Genomic DNA, 18,126 nt, shown 5'->3' on the forward strand with positions numbered 1-18,126 from the left:
GCTGCTCGAGAGGGGCGATCGCGCACCTCATGGCACAGTGATGTACCACTCGACCAGATGGTCGGCCTGATCCCTACCGTTGACGCGACTCGTCCGAGTCGAACGACGATCGACGGAGGATCCCATGCGTTCCCGACCCCCTGTCCTCGCCGCGCTCGCCGCGGTGCTCACGACCCTCGGCCTCGTGCTCGGCCCGGTCCCGCTCGCCGCGGCGGCCGGACCGGACGCCGTGCCTCCGACGGCGACGGCAGCCGACGGCGGCGCTGCGGCCGATCGCGCCGCTGGCGACGCTGCCGCCGTCGCTCCGGCCGCTGGCGACGCTGCTGCCGGCGCTCCGGCCGCGACCGATGCCACCGCTGCGAGCGACCCCGAGGCTCCTGCCGACCCCGACCAGGGCGCGGACGACCGCGCCGTCCGGCCCGAGCCCCGCGTCGTCGCGAACACCCCGACGGGCGTCAGCCTCACGCCGATCGACTCCCGCACCTACCGGGTGACCGGGAAGCCGCGGTGCGGTCTGCTCGAGACGACCTGCCAGATCCACGTCGGCGACGTCGGCGGGGACTACCACTGGGACGGCGGCACCTCGGAGGCGACCTTCGCGGCCTGGCCGATGGGCCAGACGCGCACCCCGACGTTCTGGACGTACGCCTGCATCGGTGCGCTGTGCAAGAACTCCGCGAAGGTCTCCGGGACGCCGGTGACCCGGCCGTACCAGCAGATCGGGCTGTCGGTGCACCTCGACGCGCAGGACGACGCCCGCCGCACCGCCCGGGTGTCCGGCGAGGCGACCGCGAACGCCGTCATCAAGCGGAACGGCGTGCAGGTCGCCGCCGCGCCGCCGGTCGGGACGGTCGGCAAGTGGTCCGCGACCGTGACCGGGCTGTCGGTCGGCGCGAACGTCCTGACCTTCGAGCAGTACGTCGACGGCGTCCGGCGCGACACCGCCTCGGTGACCGTGACCATCGCGGAGCCCGTGCAGCCGGGCCAGATCACGGGCGACACCGGCAGCGCGGTCCTCGAGCGGGGCGGCACCACCACCGCGTACGTCACCTTCACGGCGAAGCGGGCGTTCACGACACCGACCGGGACCCTCGACGTCACGGCGCCGTCCGGGACGACCTTCGCGACCGGGCAGACCGCGCAGCGCGGTGAGTACCTGGACGGTTCGACGTGGCGCTCGTTCGGCGGGGACAGCCTGGTGGACGGCACCCGGTCGGGCGACGGCACGAAGTACTCCTTCACGCTCGGCAAGCGGAACTGGAACGTGGCGAAGGACCAGAAGTTCCGCTTCGGGCTCCGGATCGAGACGCCGTCGGACGTCCAGGAGCTGCAGGGTGCGCTGACCGGGCACCTGCGCGGGTCGATCACCGGCGGGACCTTCGACACGACCGCGACCACCACGACCACCGTCCCGGAGCCAGGTCGGCCGTTGACGGCCACGCCGCGGGACGTCGACCCGGCACGGCGGACGGCGACCCTCGTCGGCACCGCGCCGACCGGAGCGGGCGTGGTCGTCGTGTCCTGGCGCCGCGACGGCGTGGACGCAGCGAAGGCCGTCAAGGTCGAGGACGGAGCGTGGTCGCTCGAGCTCGACGGTCTGGCGTACGGCACGAACCCGGTCCACGTCGAGGCGTACGGGGCCACGGCCCTGCTCGCCGCGATCGACGTGGACGTCGAGGTCGGCCGACCCGCCTTCGACGGCGCGGCGACCTTCGACGCGGACGTGACGAAGCCCGTCACCGTCGGCGGGCACGGGACGCCCGGCGCGACCGTCGTGCTGCGGGAGGGCGCCGTCGCCGTCGCGACCGTCCGTGTCGCCGACCCCGAGGGAACGTGGAGCACGACGCTCACCGCGCCGGACCGAGGCGGTGCGCGGACGCTCGAGGCGACGCAGACGGTGACGGGGCAGGACCCACAGACCGTCACGATCGTGGTCGACTACGGGGCCGCGGTCCGCATCACCTCGCCCGGGGACGGGTTCGTGATCCCGCCGGCGTTCCCGGACGTGCGGATCGCCGGCGTGGCCGCGCCGCACGCACGGGTACGGCTGTCCGAGCAGGGGGTGCCGGGCAGCGACCTCGGCACGGTCGAAGCGGACGACGCCGGCCGGTGGTCCGTCCGGACCTCGGGGCTGCCGTTCCGCGACCAGGTGCTGCTCGCGACCGCCCAGTCCCGTGGTGCCAACACCACGACCGCGACGATCCGGCTCACCGCGGGCTGAGTCCGCGCCGACGCTCCCTGCCCGCGGCGCCGCACCGGTGCCGCGGGCAGGGAGCCGCAGGCCGGTGTTCAGGGCAGGGGTGACGCGCCCCCGGCCGTGCAGCGCGGCGGCCGGGGGACGACGTCCTCCGCCCGGGCGCACGGCGGCGTGTGGCCCGTGCCCGGCGGTGTCACCGCTCCCGCTCCCGCTCCCGGCCCGGATCTCGGTCCCGGTCCCGGTCCGGGTCCGGCAGGAGGTGGATCGTCGCCACCGCACGCTCGGCCAGCCGGCCGTCACGGCAGTCGATCGCGACCCGCAGTGCGACGATCCCGTTGCGCACGTGCTCCCACGGCAGTGCCGAGCGGAGCTCCTCGTGGCGGAGCCGGAACGTCAGCCCGTCCGCGGCACTGCGCAGCGTCGACGCCAGCAGCGGGTTCCGGCACTCGGCGATGAGGTCGCGGTAGAGGCGTGAGGCGGTGTCGGGCGGGCTGCACCCGCGCGCCGTGCCCATCTGGTCGAGCAACTCACCGAGGGCGCGGAACAGCCGCGTGCGACTCCGGTCGCTCAGCACCGGGACGGTCGTCCGCGCGACGCCGCCGAACAGCAGTCCGAGGGCCTGCATCGAGGGGACGATCTCCTCGCGCCGGGGGACGGTGACGCGCGTGTACCGGTTCGGGCGGAACTCGACGAGCCCGGCGTGCGCGAGGTCGGACAGCGCCTCGCGGACCGGGGTGCGCGAGCACCGCAGACGGACGGCGAGCTCGACGTCGTCGAGTCGGGCACCGGGCGGCAGGGAACCGTCGAGGATCTCGCCGCGCAGGCGCTCCCGGGCCTGGTCGCGCAGCCGGGGGCGTCCCTCGGCATCCACCGTCGCGAACATGCGGCCCCTTCCCCTCGCCGGTGCCGACCCCGCTCCCGGAGGCGCACCGGTCCGAGCGTACGACCGCGGAACGCTCCGACGACGTGTGATATACCGACGTCGTCCCCCGTGTCGGACGGCACCCGTCGGTAGGGTGGCGCCGTGCCACCCGACTTCGCCGACCTGTTCCGCCGCCGCCCCGACGACGCGGCGGACCTCATCGCGATCGACGGCACCGACCGCTTCATCCTCGACGAGGCACCCCACGTGCACGGCGACGCACTCCGGCAGCCGGGTGAGGTCGCCGTCATCGACGACCGCTACGGCGTCCTGACCCTCGGCGCGATCACCGTGCACGGGGCGTCCGACGTCCGGGTGGTGCAGGACTCCCTGGTGGGGGTGCGCGCCCTCGAGGCGAACGCGGGCACGTTCGGTCGGCGGGGCTTCCACCACCCGGAGTCGTTCGAGCAGGCCTTCCGCGACGTCCGTCTGGTGCTGCTGCGCCTGTCGAAGTCGAACGACCGGCTCGACGAGGTCGCCCGGGCCGTCGCACGGTGGGCGGCCCCCGACGCCGTGCTGCTCTGCGGTGGCGTCTCGAAGCACATGAACCTGTCGCAGAACGACGTGCTGCGCCGCTACTTCGGCGAGGTGACGGCCTCCCGCGGACGCGGCAAGTCCCGGCTGCTCATCGCGCAGGACCCGCTCCGGGCGGCCGCGACCCGCGCCGACACCACCCAGCCCTGGCCGCGTTCGGTGCACGTCGACGAGCTCGGCATGACCATCGTCGCGCACGGTGGGGTCTTCGCCGGCGCCTCGCTCGACCAGGGCACCCGTGTCCTGCTCGGTGTCGCCGACCAGGCGGTGCCGACGGCGCGCGTCGCGGTCGACCTCGGCTGCGGCAACGGGGTGATCGCGACCGTGCTCGCGCGTCGGCGTCCGCGCCTCCAGGTCGTCGCGACGGACGTGTCCCGGGCGGCGGTGCTGTCGACGCGCGCGACGGCCGAGGCGAACGGCGTCGCCGACCGGGTGCGCGTGACGCGGTCGGACGCGGGCGACGAGCTCGACGCGGGGTCCGCGCAGCTCGTGCTCTGCAACCCGCCCTTCCACGAGGACACCACCGTGAGCACCGACGCGGCCGAGGCGATGTTCCGGAACGCGGCCACGATCCTCCAGGCCGGCGGTGAACTGTGGTGCGTCTGGAACTCGCACCTGCGCTACCGACCGGCGCTCGAACGCGCCGTCGGGCCGACGCGGCAGGTGGTGCGGACCGACAAGTTCACGGTCACCGCGTCCCGCCGGGCGTGAGCCCGGCAGGACCGGACGACGGACGGGAGGCCCGTGGCTGCGCAGCCACGGGCCTCCCGTCGTCTCCCTGGTCGCGTCACGCGACCGGCGGCCGTCAGGCCGGGACGTAGTCGAACGTGTCCGGGTCGGGCCCGGTGCGGTGTCCCTTGTCGAGCGACGTGATCGCGGTCATGTCGTCGTCGGAGAGCTCGAAGTCGAAGATCGCGAAGTTCTCCTCGACGCGCGAGCGGGTGACCGACTTCGGGAACACGATGTCGCCGCGCTGGATGTGCCAGCGGAGGACGACCTGCGCCGGGGTCTTGCCGGTGTTGCCGGCGATGCGCGTGATGGTCTCGTCGTCGAGCACGAGGCCCTGCGCGATCGGCGACCAGGCCTCGGTCGCGATGCCGTGCTCGCGGCCGTAGGCGCGGAGCTCGTCCTGGACGAGGTACGGGTGCACCTCGATCTGGTTCACGGCCGGCGTGATCGTGGTCTCCGACGCGAGGCGGTTGAGGTGGTGGGTCTGGAAGTTCGAGACGCCGATCGAGCGGGCGGTGCCGCCGCGGTACAGCTCCTCCATCGCCTTCCAGGTGGGCACGAAGTCCGACACGGTCGGCAGCGGCCAGTGGATGAGGAAGAGGTCGGTGTACCCGCCGAGCAGGTCGGCCGACTTCTTGCCGTTCTCGAGCGCCGCCTCGGGGTCGTGGAACCCGTTGTTGAGCTTGGACGTGACGAAGATCTCCGAGCGGTCGATGCCGGACTCGGCGATGGCCTCGCCGACCTCCTTCTCGTTGCCGTACATCTCGGCGGTGTCGATGTGGCGGTAGCCGACCTCGAGGGCGGTGAGGGTGGCTTCCTTCGTGTTCTCCGGCTCGATCTGGAACACCCCGAAGCCGAGCTGGGGGATGGTCTTGCCGTCGTTGAGCGTGATGTTCGGAACGGTCATGACGCCATGCAACCAAACGGTGCGCAGCGGGCTTCCCGGGAACGTCCAGCCGGGCGCGTCCCCCTTCGCGGACCGGACCGGATGCCGCGAGCATCTCGGTTGCGAACGGGCGGACACCACGCCCCTCCGCCGGTATGAGGAGTGTATGTACTTCACATACAGAACGACACGTGAGCGTCGACTCCGGCTCGCCGTCCTCGCGACCGTGACGATCGCGGCGGCGACGGCGGGGAGTTGGTGGGTGCCGGACAGTCCTGTGGCCGCGGCCCCCCGTGGGGGCGACACGAGCGCCGCACCGGGAGCGACCGGGCTCCCCGCCTTCGTGGGAGCAGCCCCGGAGGCGACCGCGGCCAACGCCCCGCCCGTGGTGCGCGCGTCGGAGGACTTCGAGCACGGCACGGGGACCGCGCCGCGGATGCTCGACCAGTACGTCGGGTCCGCGGGACAGCGGTACCGGGCTGACCCGTCGTGGATCGACCCGGCACAGTGCAACGGCGTCGTCACGAGCCGGATCAGTTCCGACGTCGTCGGGTGCTCCGCGAACGCGCACCTGCGCAACCTGTCGGACGTCCTCGGACAGGTCAACGGCACGGATCCCCGGACGAACCACGCCGTCAGCGCCTGGACCCTCGACCGGTCGATCCCGGCGAGCGCGGTCGAGGTCGAGGCCACCGAGGGGACCGCCCTCGGCGCGGCCGGCCGGTTCGTCTCGTTCGGCGTCGACGCCGCGGCTGCGTCCTGCGACCTGGCGCACCCGCTGCTCGCCTTCAGCCTCGTCGAGGGGACCGTGGAACGCCCGGTCTCGGCAGCGATCGACCCGTGCACGGACCGCCGTGCCCGGTCCTGGACGGCCGGTGGTGACGTCGTCCGCGCGGGTTCGTTCGTGTCCCCGGGTGGCCTGCTCCTCGACGGCACGGAAGTGCGCTGGCGACTCCGGAACCAGCAGACCGCGTCCGAGGGCAACGACGGCGCGATCGACGGGGTCTCGGTGTTCGACTCGACCCCGCGACTGGTGAACAGCTTCGCCGGGACCCCGGTCGTGGGCGGGACCGCGCGGATGACGGCGCGCGTCGTGAACACGTCGGAGCTCGGGTCGAAGCCCGGCTGGTCGTTCTCGGAGCGGCTGCCCGAGGACGTCCGCATCGCCGCTGGACCCCGTGTCGAGAGCACGTGCCGGGGCGTCACCGTCACCGCTGGTCCGGGTGACGGCACCCTGACCGTCCGCGGCGACCTCGCCGCGGACGCCGTCGACTGCACGGTGTCGCTCGACGTGACCTCGGACGTCGCCGGGACCGGGACCCTGGACCGCGAGGACGTCGTCACGCACCGAGGTGTCGATCTGCCGGAGCCCGCGCGGGTGACGTTCCTGCCCGAGCAGAACGCCCTGGTGGCCAGCGAACGTCCGGTGCTCACGGGCGCCGACGCCGTCGCGGACCTGGGTGAGGCCCTGTCCTTCGCCACGACGGTGCGGAACGGGGGGAATACACCCGTGCACGACCTCCGCGTCGTCGGCACTGCAGGTCCGACCACGTGCGGGACGACCGACCTCGCCCCCGCTGCCTCGACGGTCTGCTCGTCCGCTCCGCGGCCGGTCGTGCAGGCGGACCTCGACGCGGGCGCGATCGACGACGCGGTGACCGCAACGGCGACCTCGCGGGCCGGACAGCGCGTGACGGCGACGGCCTCCGCGAGGGTCAGGACGACGGCCGCTGCCCCCACCGTCTCCGGGATGCTCACGGCGGACCGGCCCGACCACGAACCGACCGCCGGGGACCCGGTCACGCTGCACCTCACGGTGCGCAACGACGGCAACGTGACCCTGCGGGACCTCACGGCGTCGGTCGACGGGCGCGGGGACCTGGTGGTGGCGTGCCCCGGTGTGGCGCTCGCCCCCGGAGCCTCCACCTCGTGCGCGGTCCGGGGCACGTACCCGCTGACCCGGACGGACGTCGACCGGGGCGCCGTCGACTTCGCGGCGCCGATCCACGGTCGTGCCCCGGACGGCACCGACGCGACGGCCCGCGCCGAGACGAGCCTCCCGCTCCCACGGCGGACCGAGCTGTCGGCCACGGCGGCGGCGGAGCTCGCGCCGGAGGGGCACGGCCCGCCGCGTGCCGGCGACCACGTGGCACCTGGGCTCGTCGTGCGGAACACGGGCAACACCACCGTGCGGGACGTCACGGCCGTGGCCGACGACCGGCCTGACCTGGGCGTGCGGTGTCCGGCGGGCGAGCTCCCGGCCGGCGCATCGGTGGACTGCGAGGTGGACCGGTACCCGTTGACCCAGGAGGACGTCGACGCGGGGCGGTCCGACGTCCGGTTCAGCGTCGGCGGGACGGGCGCGGACGACGCCCGGGTCGCGGCCCGCGCCGCTGCCGGGGTGGACGTCGAGCGCCGCCCGGTCCTGGAGGCCCACGTCACCGCGCACCTCGGCCGGACGGACGACGACCTCCCGCGCCCCGGCGACCACGTCGCGTCCACGGTCACGGTGGCGAACGACGGCAACGTGACGCTCCGCGGCCCCTCCGGCTCGTTCGTCGAGCACCCGGAGCTGCCGATCGACTGTCCCGAGTCGCCGATCGCTCCGGACACGGCGGTCACCTGCACCGTGCCGGACCTGGTCCTCACCCAGGACGACGTCGAGCGCGGGCAGGTGCCGTTCACCCTCCACGCGTCGGCGGTCGCGCCGTCGGCGGTCGAGGTCACGGCGGAGGACGCGGTGCACGTCGGACTCCGCGCGTCCGACGTGCTCGACCTGCAGACCCGGGTCGTGCGGCGCGGCGCGGGCGGGGACACCGTGCCCGTGACAGCTCCGGTCCGTCCCGGCGACCGCGTGGCCGTCCTCGCCGAGGTGCGGCACACGGGCAACCTCGTGCTGCACGACCTGCGGCGCGCGGCGGGCGGTGACCTGACCTGCGCGGCGACGGTGCTCGAGCCCGGTGCCGTCACCGAGTGCACGGGCCCGTTCCACACCGTGACCGAGGCGGACCTCCGCGCCGGGGAGGTCGTGTTCACCTCACAGGTGGAGGGCGACGTCGCCCGCGCGGGCGACGGGACGGAGCCGGGTGCGCGATCCGTGGTGGTCAGCTCAGCCACCGTCCGTGATCGTGTGCCGGTCGTGGCGGTACCCGGCGCACTGGCCTTCACCGGGTCGGAGGTGCTCGGGTACGGGCTGCCCGCAGCGGTGGTCCTGCTGCTGCTCGGTGTGGCCGTGGCCGTGGCCCGGCTGCGCTCCGCTCGCGGGTCCGCAGGGCGTCCAGGCCTGCGCCGGCGGACCGTCGTGACCGGCCGTCACGTGCGCGCCGCCCGGGGGGTGACCGCGGGCCGCCGGGATCGGCCGTCGGGCCGGTGAGTTCGTGACCGGCCACCGGGGCGACAGGGCGACCACGTCAGGCCTCCCCGGTGGGCGGTCTGCGCCGACCGCCGGGGACGACCGGGCGACCACGGTCGGCGTCCCCGGTGGGCGGTCTGCGACGTCCGTCAGGCGAGCGACGCCTCGATGTAGGCGAGCAGGGCGGCCCCGTACGCCTCGGCGGCGTCCGGGTCGGCGAACGCCCGGCGTTCCCCGTCGATCGTCGCCGTGACCGTGCACCCCGCGGAGAGCGACACGAACGCCGGCCCGAGGAGCGTGCGGAGCTGGTCCTCGCGCGGCAGCCAGAGCGACTCGTCCGCGGTGACGGAGTCGAGCGCCCACTCGGTCGTGCCGTTGAAGCCGAGCACGGTGCCCGTCGGGTGGTCGTGCCGCTCGACGGTCATCTCGGAGACGGTGTACACGTCGTCGTCGACCCCGGCCTTGTCGATCACGAAGCGGTCGCCGGTGTCCGGGTGCCAGCGGAGTCCGGCGTCGCGGAGGGCGCGGGCGAGTTCGACGGTGATCACGGGCCCAGCCTGCCACCGCGGGCGGGGCGCGGTCAGGCCGGCGGGGTGCGGTCAGGCCGGCGCGGCCGGCCAGACCGGCACACCACCTCGCGGCCCGGCTCGCGACCGCGGTCCCCGGACCGTCGGGGAGGTGCCGGCGAGGTGCCCGTACTAGCATTCCCGAGCACCCCCGCGCGCGGCGCCCGTCGTCCGCGCGCGTGGACGCGACGACGCCTGGGCGACCGGTGCCGTGCCTCCCGTCCGGACCACCGGCCACGGGCACGACCGCCGGCCGGTGTCAGGACCGCGGGACAGGACCTGTCCGGCGGCCCGTCCGCCCGTCCCGTCCGCCCAGCAAAGGACCCGCATGACCCTCGAGCGCGAGGAACTCCGCGACGACTGGACCGTGGCGATCTCGGGGGAGCAGCTCCCGGAGGGCGCACCCGCCGACATCGCCGGTCGCTCGATCCGGGCCACGGTCCCGGGGCAGGTGCACACCGACCTGGAGCGCGAGGGACTGCTGCCGGACCCGACGTTCGACCGGAACGAGGAGGCCGCGAAGTGGGTCGGCCGCGCGGACTGGACGTACCGCCGCACCGTCGACGTCGCTCCGCGCGGCGCCGAGCGCGTCGACCTGGTGTGCGAGGGCCTCGACACCGTCGCCGAACTGAGCCTGGACGGGGTGGTCGTCGGCTCGACCCGCAACATGCACCGGCGCTACCGCTTCGACCTCAACGACCTGCCGGGGACCGCGGGGGAGCGGGAGCTCGAGATCCTGTTCGAGTCGCCGTACCGCGAGGCCGGCCGCGTCGCCGCCAAGGCCGGTGCGATGCCCGGCCCGTACGACGAGCCCTTCCCCTACGTGCGCAAGACGGCGTCGAACTTCGGCTGGGACTGGGGGCTGACCGCGGTCACGAGCGGTCCCTGGCGTCCGGTCGCGATCGAGCGCTGGTCGACGGCGCGGCTCGCCGAGGTGAAGCCCCTCGTCGACGTCGACGCGGGCGAGGGCGTGCTCGACGCCCACGTCGCGGTCGAGCGCTCCGGCATGAACGACCTCGACCAGGACGGCGAGGACGACGACCTCGTGCTCGTCGTCACCGTGAGCGGAGCGACCGCGGACGGCGGCACCACCCGGCAGCGCTCCCGGGCGCAGCTGACGCCGAAGGACGACGAGGTCGTCGTCACCGTGCGCGTGCCCGAGGTCCAGCGCTGGTGGCCGCGCGGGTACGGCGACCAGCACCTGTACGACGTGACGGTGGAACTGCAGACCGTGGACGGCGAGGTGCTCGACCGCCGGACGTCGCGGACCGGCTTCCGGTCGGCGCGCATCGACACCGCCGACGACGCGGTCGGCAAGCCCTTCACGATCGTGGTGAACGGCACACCGATCGACGTGCGCGGTGTGAACTGGATCCCCGACGACGTCATCGTTTCCCGCGTCGACCGTGCCCGGGTGTCCGCTCGGCTCCGTGTGGCCGCCGAGCTCGGCACGAACCTGGTGCGGGTGTGGGGCGGCGGCGTCTACGAGTCCGGCGACTTCTACGAGGTCTGCGACGAACTCGGCCTGCTCGTGTGGCAGGACTTCGCGTTCGCCTGCTCCGCGTACCCCGAGATCGAACCGATCCGGAGCGAGGTCGTCGCCGAGGCGCGGGACAACGTCGCCCGGTTGGCGCGGCACCCCTCGCTCGTGGTGTGGAACGGCAACAACGAGAACATCTGGCTGCACGACGTCGACGGCTGGGCGGAGGCGCTCGGTGACCGTGGGTGGGGCCTCGACTACTACCTCGACCTGCTGCCGACGATCGTCGACGCGGTCGACCCGTCGCGCTTCTACACGGTGGCGTCGCCGTGGTCGGGCTCGGAGTCGCTCCCCGCGAACGACGTCGACCACGAGACGCACCACTCCTGGGACGTCTGGAACCGCCTGTCCGACGACCGCTACCGGGACTCGGTGCCGCGCTTCGTGTCGGAGTTCGGGTGGCAGGCGCCGCCGGCCTGGCGCACGCTGCGCGAGGCCGTGACGGACGAGCCGCTGCGCGTCGACTCACCCGGTGTCGTCCACCACCAGAAGGCGGCCGACGGGATGGCGAAGCTCGCGCGGGGGATCGCGCCGCGCTTCGGCGAGGTCGACCCCGCGGACCTCGACCGGTGGCTCTACCTGACGCAGCTGCAGCAGGCCCGGGCGATCGCGACGGGTGTCGAGCACTGGCGCACGCACTGGCCGCGCAACACCGGTGTCGTGGTCTGGCAGCTCAACGACCTGTGGCCGGTGTCCTCGTGGTCGGCGATCGACTCGGCGGGGCGGCTGAAGCCGCTGGCACACGAGCTGCGTCGGCTGTACGACGACGTGCTGCTGACGATCCGTCCGGTGGACGGTCCGGCGGTGGGCGTCCGCACGGTGGAGGGTCCGTCGGCCGACGGCGCGTCCGTCGACGGCGCGTCCGTCGACGGCACGTCGGCGGTCCGGCCTGGAGGCGCGGATCACGACGGTCCCGCCGCCTCCGCCGCCGGGGTGGCCGGTCCCGGCGACACCCTCTCGTCGGACGTCCCCGAGGAGGGGCTCGCCGCGTCCGGACCGGGGGACACCGGCGTCGGGTCGGACACCCTGTCGCTCGAGGTGCCGGCTCACGACCAGGTCGAACGCTCGCTCGGGGTGTCGCCCGGGGCGTTCGGGCACTCGCCGATCGAGGTCGCCGTCCGCTCGACCCGCACCGGGCACGACAGCGTCGTCCGGGTCCGGCGCATGAGCGTCACCGGCGTCATCCTCGCCGAGGCCACGCTGCCCGTCCGGCTGTCGTCGGCCGGCGTCGCGGTGGTCGCCCTCCCCGAGTCGGTCGGCGTGCTCGACGACCCGACGCGCGAGCTCGTCGTGGCGGACATGGACTGGCGGCGCGCCGTCTGGACCGGCGCGCCGGACAAGGACGTGCAGTGGGAGACCGCACGGTTCCGGGCGACCGTGACACCGGCGCCCGACGGCGACGGGCACGACCTGACGGTCGAGGCGGCCTCCGTCGTGCGGGACCTGCTCGTGCAGCCGGACCGGCTCGCCCCGACCGGGACGGTGGACCGCGGGTTCATGACCCTGCTGCCCGGGGAGCGCGTGGACTTCCGGCTCCGGGGGCTCACGGACGAGCAGGCGCGGCTCGTCGTGGACGCGCCGGTGCTCACGACGCTGGACGAACACCTCCGCTGAGGTCACGCCGACACCGGATGCGGCAGGCTGAGCGTCCGGTGTCGGTTGGCCCGCTCGTGTGGGCATCGTCGGGGGACCGGGTTACGATGATGGGACGACGGACTTCCGCCGCCCACGTCGACGACGACGCAGACGGTCCCCGGATCCAGATCAAGGAGTCACCATGTTGCAAGGCCTCGGTGGGATGCACCTGCTGATCATCCTCGGGATCGTCATCCTGCTCTTCGGAGCCACCAAGCTCCCGGCCCTCGCCAAGGGCCTCGGACAGTCGATCAACATCTTCAAGAAGGAGATGAGCGACGACAAGAAGACCACGAACGTCGACGGCACCGTGAACACCACGGTCGCCCCCGACGTCTCGGCGCAGCAGACGGGCCAGCCGGTGGTCAACCCGGGCCCGTCCGTGCAGCCGAACACCGACCTGCGCAAGTAGCGGGTCGGCCTGGTCCTCGACACCAGGGCACCCAGACCAGGACACCCAGCCCCGTCCTGTCGGCAGTCCCCCGCGACCATCGGTCGCGGGGGACGTCGTCGTTCCGGGGCCGTCCGTGCGGGTGGTGCCGCCGTCGTGGGTGCGGGCAACGCGGGGGCGTGCGGGCGGTGGCGCCCGTCGTGGTGGGTCCGGGGGACGTGATGCCCCGGAGGCAGGCGTCCGGGCCGGGGCAGGATGGGCGGATGACCGCTCCGCACCCGAAGGCGCCGCAGCACGCGCCGCTCCGTGACGACCGGCGCGTGGTGCTCGTCGTCGCGGTCCTGGCGTCGTTCGTCGTCGGGCTCGACTCGAGCGTGGTGAACGTCGCCCTGCCGGCGGTCCGCTCCGAGCTCGGTGGTGGCCTCGTCGTGCAGCAGTGGATCGTGGACGCCTACCTCGTGACGCTCGGGTCGCTCATCCTCGTCGCGGGCGCGCTGTCGGACCTGTACGGCCGGGTGCGGATCGTGACCTGGGGGCTCGTGGTCTTCGGCCTCGCCTCGGTGGGGTGCGCCGTGGCGCCGAACGGCGAGCTGCTCGTCGTGGCACGCGCGCTGCAGGGCGTCGGCGGGGCACTCGTGACGCCCAGTGCGCTCGCACTCATCGTCGCCGCGTTCTCCGGCGCCGCCCGGGCGAAGGCGATCGGGACGTGGACGGCCTGGTCGAGCGCGGCGGTCATCGTCGGGCCGGTGCTCGGCGGGGTGATCGTCGACGGCATCGGCTGGCGGTGGATCTTCGTGCTCACCGCGGTGCCCATCGCGGTGACCCTCGTGCTGGTCCGGCGCATCACGGGCGACGTGGTGTCGGGTGCGCGCCCGCGGATCGACGTCGTCGGGGCGGTGCTCACCGTTGTCGGTGTGGGCGGGCTCGTGCTCGGGCTCATCGAGCAGGAGCGGCTCGGGTGGGCGTCGCCGGTGGTGGTCCTGGCGCTCGTGCTCGGCGGCGCGGCCCTCGTCGCGTTCGTCCCGTGGGAGCGCCGGGTCACCGCAGCCGGTGGTACGGCGCTCGTGCCCCTCGTGCTGTTCCGCGCGCGGAACTTCACGGTGGGGAACCTCGCCACGCTGTCCGTCTACGGCGCCCTCGGCATGGTGGGTTTCGTCGTCACGCTGTTCCTGCAGGAGGTCTGGCACTTCCCCGCCTGGCTCGCCGGGATCGCGACCCTGCCGCCGACCGTCGTGCTGCTGGCGCTGTCGACGACGGTCGGTGCGGCGGCCGGGCGGCACGGCCCGCGCCGGTTCATGACGGCCGGTCCGCTCGTGGCGGCGGTCGGAGCGCTGCTCGTGCTCGGGGCCGGGCCGGACCCGACGGCGTACTGGTGGTCGGTGTTCCCCGCCCTCGTGCTCGTGGGCGTCGGGATCGCGCTCATGGTGTCGCCGCTCACGAGTGCCGTGCTCGGGTCGGTGCCGCAGGACGAGGCCGGCGCCGGTTCCGCGGTGAACAACGCGGTGGCCCGGATCGCCGGCCTCGTGACGGTCGCGCTCGCCGGGATGGTGCTCGGCGGCGCGATGAGCACCGCCGGCCTGCACCGGGCGGCGGTCGTGATGGCGGTGCTCCTCGTCGCCGGTGCGGTGGTCAGCTGGTTCGGGATCGTCGACCCGGACCGTCGAGGCTCCGGCTCGCCCACCTGACCAGGCGCTCGAGCGGCCCGGTGCCGAGTCGGACCCGCCAGGCCGTCGCGAGCACGATCGCGCCCACCATGATCGACACGGCCGGGATCCAGCCCTCGGCGAGCCACGCGTCGGCGGTGCGTTCGAGCACGGCGAACGCCACGATGTGCGCGGCGTAGACCGTCAGCGCCAGGGTCCCCACGGCGCGGACGGGCGCGAGGAGCCGTCCGGCCCGACCGGCGACGAGGAGCGACAGTCCGAGCACGGCGACCGCGACGCCGAGGGCGCCGAGCACCTCCGGGGTCGAGCCGGCGTGCGGGTCGATCGCGGTGAGCACGCTCCAGTCGATCTCGGGGTGCTCGAGGGTGCCGCCACCCTGCGGCTGCAGCACGGGAGCGTCCGACGGTGTCGCGGCGGACGACCCGCCACTCCCGCCCGACGCGCTGCTGCCGGCCGCGCTGCTGCCGGCCGCGCTGCTGCCGGCCGCGCTGCTGCCGGCCGCGCTGCTGCCGGCCGCGCTGCTGCCGACCGCGCTGCTGCTGCCGACCGGGCCGCTCGTCGGCGGGAGCCCCAGCGCCCGGCGGACGAGCGCACCTCCGCCGTACCCGACCGCGGCGGCCACGCCACCGGTGCCGACCAGGGCCGCCTGCGTCCGGGTGGCGTGCAGCGGGAGCCGGCCGACGAGGAGGCCGACCAGGACGATGCCCCACCAGGTGATGCCCGGGTAGCCGCCGAAGAGCACGCCCTTGACGAGCGGGTCGCTCGGCGCGAAGAGCATGCTCGGCAGTCCGGCGATCCACACGACCGGACCGACCAGGAGCGCGCCCGCGGCGACGAGTGCGACCGTCCGCGTCCGAGCGCGGAGGAACGGCAGCGTCGCCACGAAGCACACGCTGTACGTCGGGAGGATCACGAGCACCGGGGTGCCCAGTGCCGTCAGGAGGGCCCCGACGACGAAGAGCGCGACGGCCCGCAGGAGCACCCGTCGGCGGTGGTCGACCAGTGCCGTCGGCCCCTCGTCGGGGCGCGGACGGGTCATCAGGGTCAGGGAGACCCCGGCGCAGAGGGCGAAGAGCACCGCCGAGCGTCCGTCCACGACCCGGGACCACGTGCCCGGGTCCGTCCAGGCGAACTCGGGGGTGAAGGGTCCGAAGTGCGCGGTGATCATCCCGAGGACGGCGAGCCCGCGGGCGAGGTCGAGGCCGTCCAGCCGCCGCGGTCGATCGTGTGGTGGGGGAGCGACGGCGTGGTCCCGTCGCGTGGCTGTCGTGGTCATGCCACCACCACAGCGTGCGGGGTGTTTCGTCGGAGTTGCGCCCGGTGGCGGGAATGTCGTCCCCGGCGGTAAAGTTGAGTCAGGTGGACTCAGGATGGGTCCGATGGCTTCCGGTCCGGCCGCGACGAGCGACCGGGCCACACCACAACGTGACGAAAGGACGACACGCATGGCGAACCTCCAGGGCGCCCCTGACTCCCAGGAGCGCCAGAAGACCGCACTCGAGCAGTACGGCGTCGACCTCACCGCGATCGCACGCAGCGGCAAGCTCGACCCGGTGATCGGCCGCGACGCCGAGATCCGGCGCGTGTCGCAGGTGCTGACCCGGCGGACGAAGAACAACCCCGTGCTCATCGGCGAGCCCGGCGTCGGCAAGACCGCCGTCGTCGAGGGGCTCGCGCAGCGGATCGTGGCCGGTGACGTCGCCGACTCCCTCAAGGACAAGCGGCTCGTGTCGCTCGACATGTCCGCGCTCATCGCGGGTGCGAAGTACCGCGGTGAGTTCGAGGAGCGGCTCAAGGCCGTGCTCAAGGAGATCGACGACTCCGACGGGCAGGTCATCACCTTCATCGACGAGCTGCACACGCTCATGGGCGCCGGCGGTGGCGAGGGGTCGGTCGCGGCCTCGAACATGCTCAAGCCGATGCTGGCCCGCGGCGAGCTGCGGCTCATCGGTGCGACGACCCTCGACGAGTACCGCGAGTACATCGAGAAGGACGCCGCGCTCGAGCGACGCTTCCAGCAGGTGTTCGTCGGGGAGCCGAGCGTCGAGGACACGGTCGCGATCCTCCGCGGACTCAAGGAGCGCTACGAGGCGCACCACAAGGTGACCATCAACGACAGCGCACTGGTCGCCGCCGCGAGCCTGTCGAACCGCTACATCTCCGGTCGGCAGCTCCCGGACAAGGCGATCGACCTGATCGACGAGGCGGGCAGTCGTCTGCGCATGGAGATCGACTCCAGCCCGGTCGAGATCGACGAGCTGAAGCGCTCCGTCGACCGGCTGCGCGTCGAGGAGTTCGCGCTCAAGCAGGAGAAGGACGACGCGTCGAAGGCCCGGCTCGAGACGCTGCGGAACGAGCTGGCCGGACGGCAGGAGCGCCTCGACGAGCTCGAGCGGCGCTGGCAGGCCGAGCGCGCGAGCCTGAACCGGATCGGTGAGCTGAAGCAGGAGCTCGACGAGCTGAACATGCGCAGCCAGCGGGCACAGCGCGAGGCCGACTACGAGACCGTCTCGCGGCTGGAGTACGGCGAGAAGCCGCGCATCGAGGCCGAGCTCGCCGCCGCCGAGCAGGCCGAGAGCGCCGACCGGATGGTGAACGACAGCGTCACGGACGAGGACATCGCCGCCGTGATCGCACAGTGGACGGGCATCCCGATGGGCCGACTGCTGCAGGGCGAGACCGAGAAGCTCCTGCACCTGGAGACCGAGCTCGGCCGACGGATCATCGGGCAGCGCGCGGCGGTCAGCACCGTGTCCGAGGCCGTCCGGCGCACCCGCGCGGGCATCTCCGACCCGGACCGTCCGACGGGCTCGTTCCTGTTCCTCGGCCCCACCGGTGTCGGCAAGACCGAGCTGGCCAAGGCGCTCGCCGAGTTCCTGTTCGACGACGAGAAGGCCCTCGTCCGCATCGACATGAGCGAGTACGGCGAGAAGCACTCGGTCGCGCGGCTCATCGGCGCCCCACCCGGCTACGTCGGGTACGAGGCCGGCGGCCAGCTCACCGAGACCGTCCGGCGGCGCCCGTACTCGGTCGTGCTGCTCGACGAGGTCGAGAAGGCGCACCCCGAGGTGTTCGACGTCCTGCTCCAGGTGCTCGACGACGGCCGCCTGACGGACGGGCAGGGCCGCACGGTCGACTTCCGCAACACGATCCTCGTGCTGACCTCGAACCTCGGGTCGCAGTTCATGACCGACCCGGCGCTCACCGCCGAGCAGCGCGAGGAGGGGGTCCGCGAGCTGGTCCAGCAGGCGTTCCGACCCGAGTTCGTGAACCGTCTCGACGACATCGTCGTGTTCCAGTCGCTCACGGCTGACGACCTCGGGCAGATCGTCTCGCTGTACGTCGACCGGCTCGCGCGGCGGCTGTCCGACCGCCGACTCGAGCTCGCGGTCACGCCCGCTGCCCGGACCTGGCTCGCCGAGCGGGGGCACGACCCGGTGTACGGCGCGCGACCGCTGCGCCGGCTCATGCAGCGGCAGATCGACGACCAGCTGGCGCGCGCGATCCTGGCCGGGGACGTCCGCGACGGCGACACGGTGCGCGTCGACGTCGCCGACGGCGGCGACGGCCTCACCGTCGAGCCGTTCGAACTGGCGGAGATCGTCGAGGAGTGAGCCGCGGCCCGCACGGGGCACGGACGGACGGGAGGCGCGGTGCCGGCTGGCACCGCGCCTCCCGTCCGTCACCACGGCCGCGTGCCGTCGAGAGGC

11 protein-coding genes are annotated in these 18,126 nt (G+C 73.7%); 7 read left to right on the forward strand and 4 right to left on the reverse strand.

Going from position 1 to position 18,126, the window contains the following annotated elements; all coding sequences use genetic code 11:
- Positions 1-124 precede the first annotated feature (124 nt).
- Complete coding sequence (locus QOL15_RS02965; protein WP_071248958.1) at positions 125-2,221, forward strand: hypothetical protein; 2,097 nt, start codon at positions 125-127, stop codon at positions 2,219-2,221.
- A gap of 169 nt (positions 2,222-2,390) precedes the next feature.
- Here QOL15_RS02965 and QOL15_RS02970 read toward each other — a convergent pair whose 3' ends face one another.
- Positions 2,391-3,080 (reverse strand): GntR family transcriptional regulator, encoded by a 690-nt coding sequence (locus tag QOL15_RS02970; protein ID WP_071248955.1) that lies wholly within the window; start codon positions 3,078-3,080, stop codon positions 2,391-2,393.
- A 141-nt stretch (positions 3,081-3,221) separates the two neighbouring features.
- On the opposite strand from QOL15_RS02970, the gene QOL15_RS02975 reads away from it, so the two are divergent.
- Positions 3,222-4,364, forward strand: a complete 1,143-nt coding sequence (locus QOL15_RS02975) for a class I SAM-dependent methyltransferase (RefSeq protein ID WP_071248953.1) — start codon at positions 3,222-3,224, stop codon at positions 4,362-4,364.
- A 94-nt stretch (positions 4,365-4,458) separates the two neighbouring features.
- On the opposite strand, the gene QOL15_RS02980 is transcribed toward QOL15_RS02975, so the two are convergent.
- The gene (locus QOL15_RS02980) at positions 4,459-5,289 is read right to left on the reverse strand and encodes an aldo/keto reductase (RefSeq protein ID WP_065964175.1); all 831 of its coding nucleotides are present in this window, start codon (positions 5,287-5,289) and stop codon (positions 4,459-4,461) included.
- A gap of 145 nt (positions 5,290-5,434) precedes the next feature.
- Here QOL15_RS02980 and QOL15_RS02985 point away from each other — a divergent pair, with 145 nt between their 5' ends.
- Positions 5,435-8,641, forward strand: a complete 3,207-nt coding sequence (locus QOL15_RS02985; RefSeq protein ID WP_139197563.1) for a hypothetical protein — start codon at positions 5,435-5,437, stop codon at positions 8,639-8,641.
- 128 nt (positions 8,642-8,769) lie between these two features.
- Here the strand turns inward: QOL15_RS02985 and QOL15_RS02990 are convergent, their stop codons facing one another.
- Positions 8,770-9,168: a pilus assembly protein CpaE gene (locus QOL15_RS02990; protein WP_071248950.1), complete on the reverse strand. Its 399-nt coding sequence runs from the start codon at positions 9,166-9,168 to the stop codon at positions 8,770-8,772.
- 346 nt (positions 9,169-9,514) lie between these two features.
- Between QOL15_RS02990 and QOL15_RS02995 the strand changes: the two genes are divergently transcribed.
- The 3 genes from QOL15_RS02995 (at position 9,515) to QOL15_RS03005 (ending at position 14,437) form a co-directional block, all read left to right on the forward strand.
- A complete protein-coding gene (locus QOL15_RS02995; protein WP_071248948.1) occupies positions 9,515-12,340 on the forward strand; it encodes a glycoside hydrolase family 2 protein in 2,826 nt (941 codons plus the stop codon).
- A 163-nt stretch (positions 12,341-12,503) separates the two neighbouring features.
- Positions 12,504-12,773 carry a twin-arginine translocase TatA/TatE family subunit gene (tatA, locus tag QOL15_RS03000; protein ID WP_071248946.1) on the forward strand — a complete coding sequence of 90 codons (270 nt, stop codon included), beginning with the start codon at positions 12,504-12,506 and terminating at the stop codon, positions 12,771-12,773.
- A 242-nt stretch (positions 12,774-13,015) separates the two neighbouring features.
- A complete protein-coding gene (locus QOL15_RS03005; protein WP_071248944.1) occupies positions 13,016-14,437 on the forward strand; it encodes an MFS transporter in 1,422 nt (473 codons plus the stop codon).
- On the opposite strand, the gene QOL15_RS03010 is transcribed toward QOL15_RS03005, so the two are convergent.
- Complete coding sequence (locus QOL15_RS03010; RefSeq protein WP_305405296.1) at positions 14,382-15,692, reverse strand: heparan-alpha-glucosaminide N-acetyltransferase domain-containing protein; 1,311 nt, start codon at positions 15,690-15,692, stop codon at positions 14,382-14,384. The genes QOL15_RS03005 and QOL15_RS03010 overlap by 56 nt on opposite strands.
- Positions 15,693-15,861: 169 nt before the next feature.
- On the opposite strand from QOL15_RS03010, the gene QOL15_RS03015 reads away from it, so the two are divergent.
- Positions 15,862-18,030 carry an ATP-dependent Clp protease ATP-binding subunit gene (locus QOL15_RS03015; RefSeq protein ID WP_083394092.1) on the forward strand — a complete coding sequence of 723 codons (2,169 nt, stop codon included), beginning with the start codon at positions 15,862-15,864 and terminating at the stop codon, positions 18,028-18,030.
- The last annotated feature ends 96 nt before the right edge of the window (positions 18,031-18,126 follow it).

The organism is Curtobacterium sp. MCBA15_012 (assembly GCF_001864935.2).
Classification (GTDB): domain Bacteria; phylum Actinomycetota; class Actinomycetes; order Actinomycetales; family Microbacteriaceae; genus Curtobacterium.

Excerpts from the sequence above, each read along its gene's own strand:
- QOL15_RS02965 (WP_071248958.1), top strand. The coding sequence starts at position 125 with ATGCGTTCCCGACCCCCTGTCCTCGCCGCGCTCGCCGCGGTGCTCACG.
- QOL15_RS02970 (WP_071248955.1), bottom strand. The coding sequence starts at position 3,080 with ATGTTCGCGACGGTGGATGCCGAGGGACGCCCCCGGCTGCGCGACCAG.
- QOL15_RS02980 (WP_065964175.1), bottom strand. The coding sequence starts at position 5,289 with ATGACCGTTCCGAACATCACGCTCAACGACGGCAAGACCATCCCCCAG.
- QOL15_RS02985 (WP_139197563.1), top strand. The coding sequence starts at position 5,435 with ATGTACTTCACATACAGAACGACACGTGAGCGTCGACTCCGGCTCGCC.
- QOL15_RS02995 (WP_071248948.1), top strand. The coding sequence starts at position 9,515 with ATGACCCTCGAGCGCGAGGAACTCCGCGACGACTGGACCGTGGCGATC.
- tatA (WP_071248946.1), top strand. The coding sequence starts at position 12,504 with ATGTTGCAAGGCCTCGGTGGGATGCACCTGCTGATCATCCTCGGGATC.
- QOL15_RS03005 (WP_071248944.1), top strand. The coding sequence starts at position 13,016 with ATGACCGCTCCGCACCCGAAGGCGCCGCAGCACGCGCCGCTCCGTGAC.
- QOL15_RS03010 (WP_305405296.1), bottom strand. The coding sequence starts at position 15,692 with ATGACCACGACAGCCACGCGACGGGACCACGCCGTCGCTCCCCCACCA.
- QOL15_RS03015 (WP_083394092.1), top strand. The coding sequence starts at position 15,862 with ATGGCGAACCTCCAGGGCGCCCCTGACTCCCAGGAGCGCCAGAAGACC.